The organism is Mesorhizobium sp. WSM4904 (genome assembly GCF_029674545.1).
GTDB lineage: Bacteria > Pseudomonadota > Alphaproteobacteria > Rhizobiales > Rhizobiaceae > Mesorhizobium.
In genome coordinates, this window is the sequence record NZ_CP121354.1 from 4,080,759 (window position 1) to 4,094,948 (window position 14,190).

Consider the following 14,190-nt stretch of genomic DNA (forward strand, 5'->3'; position numbering starts at 1 on the left):
GGCGATTGGTATCCGTGGTGAGGGGATTTTCTGAGTCTCCTCTTATCGCAAGCTTTCGCGCGATACACCCCACCGGATGACGAAAAACGCCGGAAAACCGCAGCCTCGCGCCTGCGCGACCGGGCAGTGCCGGGCGGGTCAGGAAAAACTGTCGTAGCCGGCCCGGCCTTCGTCGAGCAAACGGCGGACGACAGCGACGCCGCGGGCGACATCCTCGCTCTGCCGCGGCTGCGACACGCCGAAGCGGACGCTGTGGAAGACCTGCTCGGAACGGCCGGCCTTGAACTCGTCCTCGTCGTCGATGAGCACGCCTTGCGCCAGGCAGGCATTCTTGAACGTGCCCGACAGCCAGGGGTCCGGCAAAGTCAGCCAGACAAAGGGCACATTGTCTCGTGCCTTGAAGTCGAACCCTGCCAGCGTCTCGCGCACGACATGGAGACGTGCCTGGATTTCGGCAATGCAGCGCTTGCGGATCTCGCTGGCCTGGCCGGACGTCACCAGCCTCGTTCCAACCTCCGCCAGCAGGAAGGGCAGGCCGCCGGTCATCATCTTGTGCGCGACGCGGATGCGGTGGCGGTAGGCGGGCGGACAGGAAAGCCAGCCGCCGCGCACACCGGCCGCGACCGATTTCGACAGACCGCCGGCGACGATCGTGCGCTCCGGGGCATATTCGGCAAGCAGCGGCGTCGGCTCGTCGGTCAACTCGCCATAGAGGTCGTCCTCGATCAGGACCACATTGTACTCGTGCGCAATGCGCGCGATCGCCTGGCGCCGCTCCGCCGACAGCGTCACCAGCGTCGGGTTCTTCGCCGTCGGCATCACGAACATCATCTTCGGATGTTTCTGCGCACAGACGCGTTCGAAATCGTCGGGGTCGACGCCTCCATCATCCGCCGACACCAGCGCGGTGCGGCGTCCGATCAGCCCGGCGCTGCGTGATATCTGCGAATAGGTTAGGTGCTCGAAGACGACATAGTCGCCGGGCGTGGTGAGCGCGGCGATCGCCGCCATCACGGCGGCATGGGTGCCGAGAGCCGGAACAATCGAATCGGGCGAGGGGCGGAAGGAGTTGCGCGACAGCCATCGGCTGCCGGCCTCGTACCAGCGTGCGGGAAAATCCCTGGTGTAGCTCGCTATGTCGTGCGGATGTTCCTGCGCAGTGCGCGCCAGCAAGTCCGCGATCACGGTGCCCTGGCCGACATCGGGTGCCGCGGTGCTGTCGAAGCGCAGCTTGCCCGTCGGCGCATCGATGGCGCGCGTGCCTTGGACGGCGGGCTCGATATCCGCTTTCGGGATCTCCGTGCGTTGCGCGAGCACATAGGTGCCACGCCCGACCTCGCCGCTCACCAGCCCGCGTTCGCGCAGCAGCTGATAGGCCCGGCCGATAGTGCCGACCGTCGTGCCGATGTCATAGGCGAGGTCGCGCTGCGGCGGCAGTTTTGCACCGGCGTCGATGACGCCCTTGTCGATATCTGACTCAATGCTGTCAGCAAGGCGCTGATACAGAGGGCCGGAGCCGGAAGACAGGTCTGGGAGCCAATTTGTCATGGTGACAATTTTCTATATTGCGCCGCAGGATGAGTCAATCGATATGAAGTCGCGAGCGGTTGGGGTACAATTGATAAGTTTGGCGGATCGAAAGATGAATACAATTGATACATTCCGTTACAGCGATGCCGAATTGCATGGCCGCCCGTCCGGCTGCCGCAGGTTCATCGACCGCGTCGTGTTTGTGCTCGCTTCCCTGGCAAGGCAGATCGGCCGGATGCTGGAGCGGCGTCGCGGACGCCTTGCACTGCTCGAGATGACCGACGAGCAGCTCAAGGATATCGGCGTCTCGCGTTGCGACGCCCATCGCGAAGGCATCAGGCCGTTCTGGGACTGAAGCGCGTCGGGCGGAACGGGTTCAGGCGATCTGCATGTCGGGTTCGACAGGCCAGCCGGCGGGCTATTTCCGCAGGCGGCCGATGCCGTGGTCGGCAAGGACGGCGAGTAAGCTGAGGCCGAGAAACAGTGCGGTGATGGTCAGCGCCGAGACGGCGACGCTAACCGCGCCGTTCTTCGCCACGTCGAGGAACGGGTAGGGCACCTCGCCGGCGAACGGCGCCCGTATCAGCGCATAGGCAAGATAAGCGAGCGGATAGATCACCCACCAGGAAATATCGCGCCAGCGCGTGCTGCCGTCGGCGCCGGCGATCAGCCACCACAGGACAAAGACCAGCGGCGCCACATAGTGCAAAAGGACGTCGCAGAGGAAGAACAGCCCTTCCGGCGCCCAAAGGCGGGCGAGCACCGTCGTGTAGACGATGAAAACCAGCGTTATGGCGACCGCGACGCCCGTCCGGATGCGCCTGCCGGCGAAGGCCGGAAACCAGGCATAGCCGGTTGGCGACAGCAGGGACGCATGCACCATCACCGCGGCGATGTTGGTCAGGATGGTGAAGAAGCTGAAATAGAAGACGATCGAGCCGAGCAGGCTGCGGCCCGCCGCCATCGACGCCGGGATGGTGATCGCGAACTGCAGGATGAGTGCTATCAGCCCGATAACCAGTCCCGCTATCTGCAGGAACCGGCCCATGGCAAGCTCACGCCGCGGCGGTACAGGACGGATTGCCGGCCTGCCAGCGGGCGATGTCGGAGCCGATGCGCGCGCCGAGCGGCTCGGCCATCAGCGGCCCGAAGACGTCGACCTTGCTGGAATTGCCCTGCGCCTGCACCACCAGCAGCGGCTTGCCGCCATAGTGCTTGGCAGGCACCAGCAGGAAGCGCGGCGTGCCGCTGTAGGAATTGAGCTCGTTGGCCATCTGATAGGCTTTGAAGGCCGGGTCCTTGCTGGCGATCCAGCATTTATGCGCGGCGATCGCGACCTGCTCCATGGCAAGCAGCGAGGCGCTCTTGCCTGAAGGCGTCGGCGTGGTCTTGGAGCCGGACTGGCAGGATGCCAGCAGAAATCCGGCGGCGGCCAGGAGAGCAAGGCGAGCAATCGTCAGTCTCATGGTCAGGCCGCCCCGTTGTTCTGAAAGGATCGTTCTGAAGGAATTGTCTGAAACGGATCAAGCGGCGATGCCAAGCGCCCCTTCGAACAGCGCCCGGCCGTCGCTGCCGCCATGCGCCGCCTCGATGAGGTTCTCCGGATGCGGCATCAGGCCGAGGACATTGCCCTTTTCGTTGACGATGCCGGCGATGTCGTTGATCGAGCCGTTGGGATTGGTGCCCTCGGCATAGCGGAACACCACCTGGCCTTCGCCTTCGAGGCGGGCAAGCGTCTCGGCGTCGGCGAAATAGTTGCCGTCATGGTGCGCCACCGGCGAACGGATGATCTGGCCCGGCTGATAGCGGCGGGTGAACATGGTGTTGGCATTGGCGATCTGGAGCTTCACCTGCCGGCAGACGAACTTCAGCGACGAATTGCGCATCAGCGCGCCGGGCAGCAGCCCCGCTTCGACCAGGATCTGGAAGCCGTTGCAGACGCCGATGACCATGACGCCCTTGGCGGCCTTTTCCGCCACCGCGCGCATGACGGGCATGCGCGCCGCGATCGCGCCGCAGCGCAGATAGTCTCCAAAGGAGAAGCCGCCGGGAATGGCGATCAGGTCGACATCGGGGATTTCGGTATCGGTCTGCCAGACGGTCGCCGGCGCCTGCCCCGAAATCTTGGTCAGCGCCGCGATCATGTCGCGGTCGCGGTTGAGGCCAGGCAAGAGGACGACGGCTGATTTCATGGCAGTTCCCGTTTGCTGATCTGATGCAGATACCGGGGCGGAACCTGATTGGTCAACCAGACTCCATTGTCTGAGAGGAAGAATGTCATTCCGTTCCCGGACATGGCCGCCGAGTCGACCCGGAGGATAACATCTTTTCCTTTCCGGCGCCGCGCCACGACGCGTGCCGTCTCGATATCCATGGATAGATGCACGTGCAGGCGCGATTGGCCGGTCAGACCATCACGCAGGATGGCGGGGAGGAATTCTTCCTTCGTGCCGTGGTAGAGCACCGCCGGCGGCGGGCTTGGCATCAATCCGAGATCGACGTCGACGCTGTGGCCCTGGACGGCGCGGATGCGATTGCCGTCGATAGCGAACCGCCTCTTCGGATTTTCCGCGACGACGCGCTCGACGTCGGCCGCCGATGCACCGAATTTCTGTCGGATCACCACACAAAGTGCGCCGAAATCGGCCCAACCACTATCGTCAAGAACAAGCCCGGCCTCTTCCGGTGCATGCCGCAGTACGAGACTCATGAATTTCGAGATCTGGGTGTCGTTCGGCATGGCGAAGCTGATTCAATCCCACATGCCGAACGCATGTCATTTCGGCTCAAAAGGCTTCTGGGTCTCGGCGAGCTCCCTGAGATCCAAGCGCTTTTCTATTCGCTCCAGCCGATCGTCTTGTCGGCCCAGAATCCCATAAATGTTATGAATATCGCTCTGCGTGGCCGCCATGTGACCGCGCATCACGTTCAACTCCCGCTTCGTCTCGGTCACATCCTGGCGAAGCTCGCCAATTTCGTGATGAACGCGCTTCAACAGTTCAAACATCAACTCGTTCGTGGCTTCCGGCATAACGCCTCCGGCACAACCTTAGGTAAGCGTCACACTATAGTTCTCAATCACGGTGTTCGCCAGAAGCTTGTCGCACATCGCCTTGAGGTCGGCCTCGGCCTTGGCCTTGTCGGTACCGGTGAGCTCGATGTCGAACACTTTGCCCTGCCGGACCTGGCCGACGCCGTCGAAGCCCAGACCCGAGAGCGCATGCTCGATCGCCTTGCCCTGCGGGTCGAGAACGCCATTCTTGAGGGTGACGGTGATGCGGGCTTTCATCGGTACTCCTGGGTGATCGGTAGTGCGGAAAGCGGCCTGCCGTGCCGGCAGGCCGCTTGCAATCAATGCTTCGTGCCTTTCGACGGCTCGGAGGAGGCGACCAGCACCGGGCCGGTCGGGCGCGGCGGCTCGTTCTCGTTCATGATGCCGAGGCGGCGGGCGACCTCCTGGTAGGCTTCGACCAGTCCGCCCATGTCGCGGCGGAAACGGTCCTTGTCGAGCTTGTCCTGGGTGGCGACATCCCACAGCCGGCAGGAATCCGGCGAGATCTCGTCGGCGACGACGATGCGCATCATGTCGCCCTCGAACAGGCGGCCGCACTCGATCTTGAAGTCGACGAGCTGGATGCCGACGCCCAGGAACAGGCCGGAGAGGAAGTCGTTGACGCGGATGGCCAAAGCCATGATGTCATCGATCTCCTGCGGGCTGGCCCAGCCGAAGGCGGTGATATGCTCTTCCGACACCATGGGGTCGTCCAGCGCATCGGCCTTGTAGTAGAACTCGATGATCGAGCGCGGCAGCACCGTGCCTTCCTCGATGCCGAGGCGCTTTGCCAGCGAGCCGGCGGCGACATTGCGCACGACCACTTCGAGCGGGATGATCTCGACTTCCTTGATCAGCTGCTCGCGCATGTTGAGCCGGCGGATGAAATGAGTCGGGATGCCCATGCGATTGAGATGGTTGAAGATGTGCTCGGAAATGCGGTTGTTGAGCACGCCTTTGCCATCGACCACCTCGTGTTTCTTCTTGTTGAAGGCGGTGGCATCGTCCTTGAAGAATTGGATGAGCGTTCCAGGCTCAGGTCCTTCATAGAGGATCTTGGCCTTGCCTTCGTAAATGCGGCGGCGATTTTTCATCTGATTTTTTCTCTGGATTGGCGGGCAGGCGGCAAGCGACCAGTTCCTGTCCGTCTGCCTAAATTAGTTGTGGCGACGGTGGCGTTCAATGCCGGTGTCTATAGCAATCGCAATGTTTGCTCAATCGGCAAATCCTGCCGATCAACCGGTTTCGGGACCGAAATGCCGCAGTGCAGCATGCGATCAAGCATATTGACCGGCCCGCGGCCTTTTGGTTTGTGCTGGCTGAGCGCACATATTCATCGCCAAGCGAATCGATTTGACCGGAGGGACGTCATGAGCAGCATGAAAGACCGCGAAGAAGGCTTCGAGCGCAAATTCGTCATCGACGAGGAGCTTCGCTTCAAGGCCGCGGCGCGCCGCAACAGGGCGCTCGGCCTCTGGGCCGCCGAAAAGCTCGGCAAAACCGGCGCCGATGCCGAGGCCTACGCCAAGGAAGTGGTGGTCTCCGACATCGAGGAAGCCGGCGATCACGATGTCTTCCGCAAGATCCGCAAGGATTTTGACGCGGCCGGCGTCAACCAGTCGGACCATCAGATCCGCCGCACGATGGACGAGCTGATGGCGCAGGCGATCGAGCAGATCAAGAACACGTAGAAATCATTGGACCAATCGACCGCCCGGCTCAGCCGGGCGGTTTTTCTTTGCCTTGCCGCCGTTTCCGGCTGAAACTGCGTCAGAGCGATGTGCGTCCTTCCGGACGCACATCGCTCTGACATTTGAGTTTTCGCATCGCGCTTTCCGGAAATCGTTCCGATTTGCGGGCCGATGCGTTGTTAACAAGGAAAGTTCCGATGTCGCTCAAGTCCCGCCTGGCCGCCGACGAAACGCTGTTCACCGCATGGTCCGGCGTACCGGACGCGCTGACGGTCGAAATCATTGCCAAGCAGGGCTTCGATGCCGTTACCCTCGACATGCAGCATGGCGGCCACCATGAGGATAGCGTGCTGCGCGGCCTAGTACCGGTGCTGGCCGCCAATAAGCCGGCGCTGGTGCGTATACCCGTCGGCCGGTTCGATATGGCGAGCCGCGCGCTCGATTTCGGCGCCGAGGCGGTCATCGCGCCGATGGTGAATTCCGTGGAGGACGCCAGGCAGTTCGCCGCCGCGATGAAATATCCGCCGACGGGCGAGCGTTCCTGGGGCCCGACCTATGCTTTCCCTCGCCATGGCAAGGGCGACCACGCCGAGTGGCTGCGCGACTCGAACCAGCGCACCATGGCCCTCGCCATGGTCGAGACGCGCGCGGCGTTCGAGGCGCTCGACGGCATCCTCGATACGCCCGGCATCGACGGCATCTTCGTCGGTCCGTCGGATTTCTCGATCGCCTGGTCGAACGGCACCACCGTCAATTCGACGCTGGAAAGCATGATGGAGACGGTCGCCTCGATCGCCGAGCGGACGCGCAAGGCCGGCAAGCATGCCGCGATCTACGTCATCGAGCCGGCCATTGCCGGCCGCGTGGTTTCGATGGGCTATCGGCTGCTCGCCATGGGCTCGGACCACACGCTGATTTCGCTTGGCGCCAAGACTTTGTTGAAGAGCATGCGGGATTCGATCGACGCCTGAAAGGCGAGTAGATCTAGGGTTCCTTCAGTTCCGTCAGGAACTTGGCGAAGGTCATCGAGCCTTCCGGCCAGGGGCCGAACCCGGCGTCGGCATTGAGATGGCCGGCCTCGCCGGCGTCGATGAACAGCGATCCCCAGGCGGCGGCGATGTCCTCGGCGACCTCGAAGGCGCAGAAGGGATCGTTGCGGCTGGCGATAACGATCGACGGAAAGGGCAGCGGATCGCGCGAATAGGGGCCGAAGGTCATCAGATGCCTCGGCCTGATCTCCGGATTGGCGACGTCGGGCGGCGCGACGAAGAAGGCGCCGGCGATCGGCTTCTGGAATTGCGGGACAGCCTGCACCGCGGCCGCCACACCCAGCGAATGCGCGACGATCACCACCGGCCGCTCGGCCTCGTTGACGGCATTGGCTACGTTTGCCGTCCAGTCTTCGCGCACCGGCTTCGACCACTCCGCCTGCTCGACCCGGCGCGCCGTCGACAGTTTCGACTGCCAGCGGGTCTGCCAGTGCTCGGGGCCGGAATTGGTGTAGCCCGGCACGATGAGAATATCTGCGTTCTTGACCTTCATGGCGCGGATGTAGCGAGCGGCCTTGTCTCATGCAACCATGCCGGTGGTCACGTCACAATTGTGAACAACGTGTTCGATTCTTTCCGGCTTGTGTGAACGATCACAATGGACGATCTGAAAAGCGAAAACAGGAACGACTAATAAAAGCTGGCGCGATTGCCTCTGCGAGGTTGGCGTCCGAACGGAGAGTTTGATGAGCGAACTGCCTTTTGCCGCGACCACCCCGGTCAGCGTCTCGCGTGTCGGCCTGAAGGCGCGGGATGCCGAAAACCTTGCCGCCTATTACCGCGCGGTCGTCGGCCTGCAGGAGCTGAGCCGTGCTGACGGCGCGATCACGCTTGGCGCCGCGAACCGTCCGCTGCTGGTGCTGGAGCAGGATGCCTCGGCAAAACCCGACGATCCGCGCAGCGCCGGCCTTTTCCATACAGCCTTCCTGCTGCCGTCGCGCGCCGATCTCGGCCGCTGGATCAACCATGCCGCCGCCAGCCGGATCGGCATCGAGGGCGCGTCGGACCATCTGGTAAGCGAGGCACTTTACCTTACCGATCCCGAGGGCAACGGCATCGAGATCTACGCAGACCGCCGCCCGCAGGACTGGAAGTGGAACGGCGACAGAATAGCAATGGCGACCGAGCGGCTGAACCTGCCGGCGGTCGTGGCCAGCGTGCCGGCGGGCGATGCCGGCTGGCAGGGCGCCCCTGAAAACACCATCGTCGGCCATGTGCATCTGCGCGTCGGCCGCCCGGAAGACGCCGAGGCCTGGTGGCATGACGAGTTCGGCTTCGATACGGTGGCCAGATATGGCGGCCAGGCAGTGTTCCTGTCTTCCGGCCACTACCACCACCACATCGGCGCCAATGCCTGGCACAGCGCCGGCGCCGGCCGCCGTGATCCGGCCCGTTCGGGCCTCGCTTGGGTGGAGATGCGCTCGGACAATGCGAAGACGGAGACGATGCGTGAGGATCCCTGGGGTACGGTGATCAGAACCGTGCCTGGGAGGGCTTGAAGCCGGACTTTGCGCCAAGCTGGAGCACCCCTCATCCGACCGAGCTTCGCTCGGCCACCTTCTCCCACAAGGGGAGAAGGGAAGGCCGCGTCAGCGCCGCCGCCAATCGCGGATGTTGGTGATTATCCGAGATGTAGGCGCCAGATTCCCCTTCTCCCCTTGTGGGAGAAGGTGGCTTGTCGCGAAGCGACAAGACGGATGAGGGGTGTTCCAGCTTGGCTCCAGGGCGCCTTTGTTCGGCCTCAAGCTTTTCCAAACACCCGCTTGAAGATCGTGTCGACGTGCTTGGTGTGGTAGCCGAGGTCGAATTTTTCGCGAATCTCGGCTTCCGGCAAGGCTGCGGTCACATCCTTGTCGGCAAGCAGTTCTTCAAGGAAATCAGCGCCTTGTTCCCATACCTTCATGGCATTGCGCTGCACCAGCCGGTAGGCGTCCTCGCGTGACACGCCGGCCTGCGTCAGCGCCAGCAGCACGCGCTGCGAATGCACCAGGCCGCGGAACTTGTTGAGGTTCTTCAGCATGTTCTCAGGGTAGACCAGCAGCTTGTCGACGACGCCGGTGAGCCGCGCCAGCGCGAAGTCGAGCGTCACCGTCGCGTCCGGCCCGATCATGCGCTCGACCGAGGAGTGCGAAATGTCGCGCTCATGCCAGAGCGCCACATCCTCCATGGCCGGCATGGCGTAGGAGCGCACCATGCGGGCAAGGCCGGTGAGGTTCTCGGTCAGCACCGGGTTGCGCTTGTGCGGCATTGCCGACGAGCCCTTCTGCCCCGGCGAGAAATATTCCTCTGCTTCCAGGACTTCGGTGCGCTGCAAATGACGAATCTCGACGGCCAGCCGCTCGACCGACGAGGCGATCACGCCGAGGGTGGCGAAGAACATGGCATGGCGGTCGCGCGGGATCACCTGTGTCGACACCGGCTCCGGCTTCAGGCCGAGCTTCTTCGCCACATGCTCTTCGACATAAGGATCGATGTTGGCGAAGGTGCCGACCGCGCCCGAGATAGCGCAGGTGGCGATGTCTTCGCGCGCGTGCAGCAGCCGCTCGCGGCAGCGCGAGAATTCGGCATAGGCCAGCGCCAGCTTGACGCCGAAGGTGGTCGGCTCGGCATGAATGCCGTGGCTGCGGCCGATGGTGACGGTGTCCTTATGCTCGAAAGCGCGGCGCTTCAGCGCCGCGAGCAGGGCGTCGATGTCGGCAAGCAGGATGTCGCTGGCGCGCGTCAATTGCACCGCAAGGCAGGTGTCGAGAACGTCCGACGAGGTCATGCCCTGGTGGATGAAGCGGGCATCCGGGCCGACGAACTCGGCGAGATGAGTGAGGAAAGCAATCACGTCATGCTTGGTGACGCGCTCGATCTCGTCGATCTTGTCGACGTCGAATTTCGCGGCGCCGCCTTTCTCCCAGATGGTCTTGGCCGCCTCCTTCGGGATGACGCCGAGTTCGGCCAGCGCGTCGCAGGCATGCGCCTCGATCTCGAACCAGATGCGGAACCGGGTTTCGGGCGACCAGATGGCGACCATTTCCGGCCGGGAATAGCGAGGGATCATCGTTTCAGAGTCCTGCTGGGAAAAGCTTCGGCCGCGTCCTAACAGAGGCCGGCCCAATGCTCAACGCCGCTGCCGCGCAAACCAGACAGTGGCGGCGGCAAGTGCCGCGAAGCCGAGCGGAAAATAGAGCCGCACACCCAGGACGACGAACTGGTAGAGCGCCGTCAGCACGGTGAAGGCGAATTCGAATGCCCAGGTGAGCGTGAAGGCCGGCGCGTGCCACTCGGCGTAATAGGAACGGTATTGCAGCGCGAACAGGCCGCCGGTGAAGGCGAGCGTGGCGCTGAGCAAGCACACGAAAGCGGCGGCGGGCGCGGTTTCCCAGTGGCGGCCACGCGACACCAATCTGGCGAACGTCAGCCCGACCGGAAAGGCAAGCGCGCCGCCCATGAAATACAAAAGCACGACGAAGCGGACGCTGTCCGATGTCTCCCATTCGTAGAGCCGGAGGTTGAGGAACGCGCTGGCACCCATCGCCATACCCCAGAGCAAGGCGCCAATGACCGCCGCGCCTGTCGAGGGCAGGGCATCGCGCAGGCGGTTTCCCAGGCGCAGGCGCAAGGAGGTCGGCTGCAGCGGCGTCACGGGCAGCGGACCACGTCGCACGGCGAATAGCCGTTCGGATAGCGCGTCATTGGCGATAGGGTCCGTGTCATCGGCCTCATGCCTATCACGCCATGGTGAATGAGACGTGCTGCTCGATGCATCCAATCCGGCGTTCGTTTGTTATTGTGGACCGTCCCAGCGTAGGACGCGCGGCCACCACCCAACGGAGGACCAGCATGACCACCGACACCAGCAAGATACGCGAGCATATGGAAGTGATCGGCGCCGATGGCGTGCATATCGGCACCGTCGACAAGGTCGACGGTCAGCGCATCAAGCTGACCAGGGCCGACAGCGGCATGGGCATGCATAAGGGCCATCACCACTACATTCCGCTCAGCCTCGTCGCGGAGATCGACGAGAAAAAGGTCTGGCTGTCGGCGAATTCCGATGTCGCGGTGACCTTCGAGGAAGAGAAGTCCGACCCGACCTGACCGGAAAACTCAGCGCGACGACCAGACGGGGAACAAATCGTCCTCTGCGGGCGTCGCCGCATGGACGCCGCGGCTGATGGCGCGCGCCATGGTCGCGCCGGCGGCGGCGTAAAGATCGATTGCCGCGTCGGCGCCGAGTTCGATGCCGCTCCTGCCGGTCGCCAGCGCGAAGACGAGGTCGCCGTCGGCCGGCGTGTGCGTCGGCCAGATGGCCCGTGCGAAGCCGTCATGCGCCGAAATCGCCAGTCGTTTGGCGGCGGCCTTGGTCAGAACCGCGTCGGTGGCGATGACGGCTATCGTCGTGTTTCCGTCTTGCGCTCCGATCTGCCGGTCGCGGTATTTCAGCAAGATTTTCCTTGCATCTCCCGGCATCGGATCGGGATAGCCCAGGCCGCCAAATTCGTCGCCGATCTCGAACGGCGCTGCCCAGAAGTGACGGCTGCGGCCGACCGTCACCGAACCGGTCGGGTTGACGGCGGCGAGCGCGCCGATGGTGACGCCGCTGTCGAGCACCGTCGAGGCGGAGCCCAGCCCGCCCTTCAGCCCGGAGGTGAGCGCGCCGGTGCCGGCACCGACCGTGCCGATCGGAAAGTCGGCCGTTGCCGCCTGCGCAGCCTCATAGCCGAGCTCGCGATAAAGCGGATAGCGGCCCCAGTCCTTGTCGCCGCCATTGGGCAGGTCGAAGAGGATCGCCGCCGGCACGATCGGCACGCGGAAGCCACCGACCTCGACACCGATGTTCTTCTCCCGCAGCGCCGCCTGCACGCCGGAAGCAGCATCAAGGCCAAAGGCCGAGCCACCGGACAGCACGACGGCATGGATCGCGGCGATGGAGTTTTGCGGTTCGAGCAGGTCGGTTTCACGCGTGCCCGGCGCGCCGCCCAGCACCTGGACGCCGGCCACCGCAGGCTCCTCGCACAGCACCACCGTGACCCCGGATTTGAGCCTGGCGTCGGCGGCATTGCCGACTCTCAGGCCGGCGACGTCGGTGATCAGATTACGCGGCCCGGTGCGGAACATCACTTTTCCTCCAGCGGCACGAAATGCGTGCCGTCGAAGCGGAAGGCGCGGAAGGGGTTTCGGCTGAGGTCGCCTTTTTCGTCGAAGCGGATGGTGCCGATCGCAGTCGCGAAGTCATGCCCGGTCAGCGCCTCGGCGAGCGGTTTGCCGGAGCTTTCCGCATCGGCTGCCGTCGCCTTCGCGACCTGCACCGCGGCATAGGCCGGCAAGGTATAGCCGTCCGTCACGATCTTCCTTTCGCCAAATGCCTGCACGACCTTGGGGTCCGCGGCTTCCGCCCATTCCGGCAATGCGATCATCAGCGTGCCTACCGCATAAGGAACATCGCCGGGCGGCGTGCGCAGCGTTTCGCCGCCGGCGAAGGTGATGCCGGCATTGAGCTGCGCGGCGTCGCGCCCCATGATGGCGATGTCGTCGCCGTCACCGCCGGCGAATACCTTGGTCGCGCCCGCCTTCTTCAACCGGCCGACAAGCCCGATCTGGTTGTCGAGCTGCGGCCGGAACGTGTCGACGAAGACCGGCTTGAGCGCCGCCTGCTCGGCGGCCGCGCGAAAAGTCTCGGCGATCTCGCGACCATAAATGGTGCCGTCATCGACAATGGCGAACAATTCGTTCTGCCAAAGGCGGGTGAGGATCGCGGCCACCGCATTGCGTTCGTCGTCGCCGCGCGGCCCGAGCCGGTAGACCGGCCAGCCGGTCTTGGCACGCCTGTCGGTCAAGCTCTCGGTGCGCACGCCGACAGTGATGACCGGAATATTGGCGTCCTTCAGGATCGGCAGCGCTGCCTCGATCGCCTCGGTGCAGAGAAAACCCACCACGATATTGACCTTGGCGTCCACGAACTGCCTGGCGGCCGCGGCCCCGCCGTCGGCGGTGCAGGCATCGTCCGCCGTCTTGAGCGTGAGGCCATTCGCTTCCGCCGCCTGTTGGGCGCCATTCTCGATCTGCTGGCCGAGGATCGCCGATGGACCGGAGAGCGGCGCGGCGACGCCGACCAGGACATCGGCGTCGGCGCTCGCGGCCAGCGACAGCCAGAACAGCGCGGCTAATGTTGTCGTGATATGGCGCATTCGGGCGAAGAGGTCCCCCATGCCGGAGTTGCAATCCGGCACTATTCCAGCAAAGACCTAAAGGCTGGCTAATCCTGGCGCAACACGCGAATTTCAGGATTGCGGTCAAGCACTTCGCTTGTGGCATGCAATATGTAGCCATATATAACGGGCTGGTTTTCTGACAGGTGAATCATCAGGTGCTGAAGATCAACGATATCGGGCCGCAACACTATCGCGATGCAATGGCGCATTTTGCCGGCCATGTGCATGTGGTGACCACCGATGGCCCCGCCGGCAAAAGAGGTGCCACGGTGATCGCCGCCTGCTCGGTTTCGGACACGCCGCCGACCGTGCTTGTCTGCCTCAATCGTGAAAATCCGAAGAACGAAGCCTTCATCAAGAACGGCAACTTTGCGCTGAATACGCTCGCCTCGGACCAGGAGGCGCTTTCGGCAGGCTTTTCCGGCATGACCGGCCTGCCGTCGGAAGAGCGCTTCGCGCTCGGCGAATGGGACGTGATCTCGACCGGCGCCCCCACGCTGAAAGGCGCGCTCGCCGTCTTCGATTGTCAGATCATCGATGCCAAGGATCTCGCCACCCATCGTGTGCTTTTTGGCAAGGTGACAGGTCTGCGTATCGGCGATAATTTGCGGCCGCTAATCTACCATAACCGCGGCTACCACGTTCTGTGAAACTGGCGAGCGGAT

General features: G+C 63.6%; 19 protein-coding genes. 6 read left to right on the forward strand and 13 right to left on the reverse strand.

Features of this window, described 5'->3' with window-relative positions:
• Positions 1-138: 138 nt before the first annotated feature.
• Entirely contained in the window at positions 139-1,548 is a 1,410-nt protein-coding gene (locus QAZ47_RS19490; RefSeq protein WP_278230443.1) for a PLP-dependent aminotransferase family protein, read from the reverse strand.
• A gap of 94 nt (positions 1,549-1,642) precedes the next feature.
• Between QAZ47_RS19490 and QAZ47_RS19495 the strand changes: the two genes are divergently transcribed.
• Positions 1,643-1,885 carry a DUF1127 domain-containing protein gene (locus tag QAZ47_RS19495; protein WP_278207887.1) on the forward strand — a complete coding sequence of 81 codons (243 nt, stop codon included), beginning with the start codon at positions 1,643-1,645 and terminating at the stop codon, positions 1,883-1,885.
• Between the two features lie 63 nt (positions 1,886-1,948).
• Here the strand turns inward: QAZ47_RS19495 and QAZ47_RS19500 are convergent, their stop codons facing one another.
• The 7 genes from QAZ47_RS19500 to purC all read right to left on the reverse strand — a co-directional run bounded on the left by QAZ47_RS19500 (position 1,949) and on the right by purC (position 5,676).
• Positions 1,949-2,578, reverse strand: a complete 630-nt coding sequence (locus QAZ47_RS19500; protein ID WP_278230444.1) for a Pr6Pr family membrane protein — start codon at positions 2,576-2,578, stop codon at positions 1,949-1,951.
• A gap of 7 nt (positions 2,579-2,585) precedes the next feature.
• A complete protein-coding gene (locus tag QAZ47_RS19505) occupies positions 2,586-2,996 on the reverse strand; it encodes a hypothetical protein (protein ID WP_278202334.1) in 411 nt (136 codons plus the stop codon).
• A 57-nt stretch (positions 2,997-3,053) separates the two neighbouring features.
• Positions 3,054-3,722 (reverse strand): phosphoribosylformylglycinamidine synthase subunit PurQ, encoded by a 669-nt coding sequence (gene purQ, locus QAZ47_RS19510; RefSeq protein WP_278230445.1) that lies wholly within the window; start codon positions 3,720-3,722, stop codon positions 3,054-3,056.
• Positions 3,719-4,270, reverse strand: coding sequence for an RNA 2'-phosphotransferase (locus QAZ47_RS19515; protein WP_278230446.1), 552 nt, complete (start codon positions 4,268-4,270; stop codon positions 3,719-3,721). Before QAZ47_RS19515 ends, purQ begins: the two co-directional genes overlap by 4 nt.
• Positions 4,271-4,306: 36 nt before the next feature.
• Positions 4,307-4,561, reverse strand: a complete 255-nt coding sequence (locus tag QAZ47_RS19520) for a hypothetical protein (protein ID WP_278202336.1) — start codon at positions 4,559-4,561, stop codon at positions 4,307-4,309.
• Positions 4,562-4,579: 18 nt separating this feature from the next.
• Positions 4,580-4,819: a phosphoribosylformylglycinamidine synthase subunit PurS gene (gene purS / locus QAZ47_RS19525; protein ID WP_278202337.1), complete on the reverse strand. Its 240-nt coding sequence runs from the start codon at positions 4,817-4,819 to the stop codon at positions 4,580-4,582.
• Positions 4,820-4,881: 62 nt separating this feature from the next.
• The gene (gene purC, locus QAZ47_RS19530; protein WP_059185109.1) at positions 4,882-5,676 is read right to left on the reverse strand and encodes a phosphoribosylaminoimidazolesuccinocarboxamide synthase; all 795 of its coding nucleotides are present in this window, start codon (positions 5,674-5,676) and stop codon (positions 4,882-4,884) included.
• Positions 5,677-5,952: 276 nt separating this feature from the next.
• Here purC and QAZ47_RS19535 point away from each other — a divergent pair, with 276 nt between their 5' ends.
• The gene (locus tag QAZ47_RS19535; RefSeq protein ID WP_278074083.1) at positions 5,953-6,273 is read left to right on the forward strand and encodes a DUF1476 domain-containing protein; all 321 of its coding nucleotides are present in this window, start codon (positions 5,953-5,955) and stop codon (positions 6,271-6,273) included.
• A 197-nt stretch (positions 6,274-6,470) separates the two neighbouring features.
• Positions 6,471-7,244: an HpcH/HpaI aldolase/citrate lyase family protein gene (locus QAZ47_RS19540; RefSeq protein ID WP_278230447.1), complete on the forward strand. Its 774-nt coding sequence runs from the start codon at positions 6,471-6,473 to the stop codon at positions 7,242-7,244.
• 13 nt (positions 7,245-7,257) lie between these two features.
• On the opposite strand, the gene QAZ47_RS19545 is transcribed toward QAZ47_RS19540, so the two are convergent.
• The gene (locus QAZ47_RS19545) at positions 7,258-7,815 is read right to left on the reverse strand and encodes an alpha/beta hydrolase (RefSeq protein ID WP_278202339.1); all 558 of its coding nucleotides are present in this window, start codon (positions 7,813-7,815) and stop codon (positions 7,258-7,260) included.
• A gap of 193 nt (positions 7,816-8,008) precedes the next feature.
• Between QAZ47_RS19545 and QAZ47_RS19550 the strand changes: the two genes are divergently transcribed.
• A complete protein-coding gene (locus QAZ47_RS19550) occupies positions 8,009-8,821 on the forward strand; it encodes a VOC family protein (RefSeq protein ID WP_278230448.1) in 813 nt (270 codons plus the stop codon).
• Positions 8,822-9,063: 242 nt separating this feature from the next.
• On the opposite strand, the gene purB is transcribed toward QAZ47_RS19550, so the two are convergent.
• Together purB and QAZ47_RS19560 are read right to left on the reverse strand one after the other, a co-directional pair.
• The gene (purB, locus tag QAZ47_RS19555) at positions 9,064-10,371 is read right to left on the reverse strand and encodes an adenylosuccinate lyase (RefSeq protein WP_278230449.1); all 1,308 of its coding nucleotides are present in this window, start codon (positions 10,369-10,371) and stop codon (positions 9,064-9,066) included.
• Positions 10,372-10,431: 60 nt separating this feature from the next.
• The gene (locus QAZ47_RS19560) at positions 10,432-10,896 is read right to left on the reverse strand and encodes a hypothetical protein (RefSeq protein ID WP_278233826.1); all 465 of its coding nucleotides are present in this window, start codon (positions 10,894-10,896) and stop codon (positions 10,432-10,434) included.
• A gap of 257 nt (positions 10,897-11,153) precedes the next feature.
• On the opposite strand from QAZ47_RS19560, the gene QAZ47_RS19565 reads away from it, so the two are divergent.
• Positions 11,154-11,411 carry a DUF2171 domain-containing protein gene (locus QAZ47_RS19565; protein WP_278230450.1) on the forward strand — a complete coding sequence of 86 codons (258 nt, stop codon included), beginning with the start codon at positions 11,154-11,156 and terminating at the stop codon, positions 11,409-11,411.
• 9 nt (positions 11,412-11,420) lie between these two features.
• Here the strand turns inward: QAZ47_RS19565 and QAZ47_RS19570 are convergent, their stop codons facing one another.
• Positions 11,421-12,431: a P1 family peptidase gene (locus QAZ47_RS19570; RefSeq protein WP_278230451.1), complete on the reverse strand. Its 1,011-nt coding sequence runs from the start codon at positions 12,429-12,431 to the stop codon at positions 11,421-11,423.
• Complete coding sequence (locus tag QAZ47_RS19575; RefSeq protein ID WP_278202345.1) at positions 12,431-13,501, reverse strand: branched-chain amino acid ABC transporter substrate-binding protein; 1,071 nt, start codon at positions 13,499-13,501, stop codon at positions 12,431-12,433. Before QAZ47_RS19575 ends, QAZ47_RS19570 begins: the two co-directional genes overlap by 1 nt.
• A gap of 179 nt (positions 13,502-13,680) precedes the next feature.
• Here QAZ47_RS19575 and QAZ47_RS19580 point away from each other — a divergent pair, with 179 nt between their 5' ends.
• Positions 13,681-14,175: a flavin reductase gene (locus tag QAZ47_RS19580; protein ID WP_278230452.1), complete on the forward strand. Its 495-nt coding sequence runs from the start codon at positions 13,681-13,683 to the stop codon at positions 14,173-14,175.
• Positions 14,176-14,190: the final 15 nt, after the last annotated feature.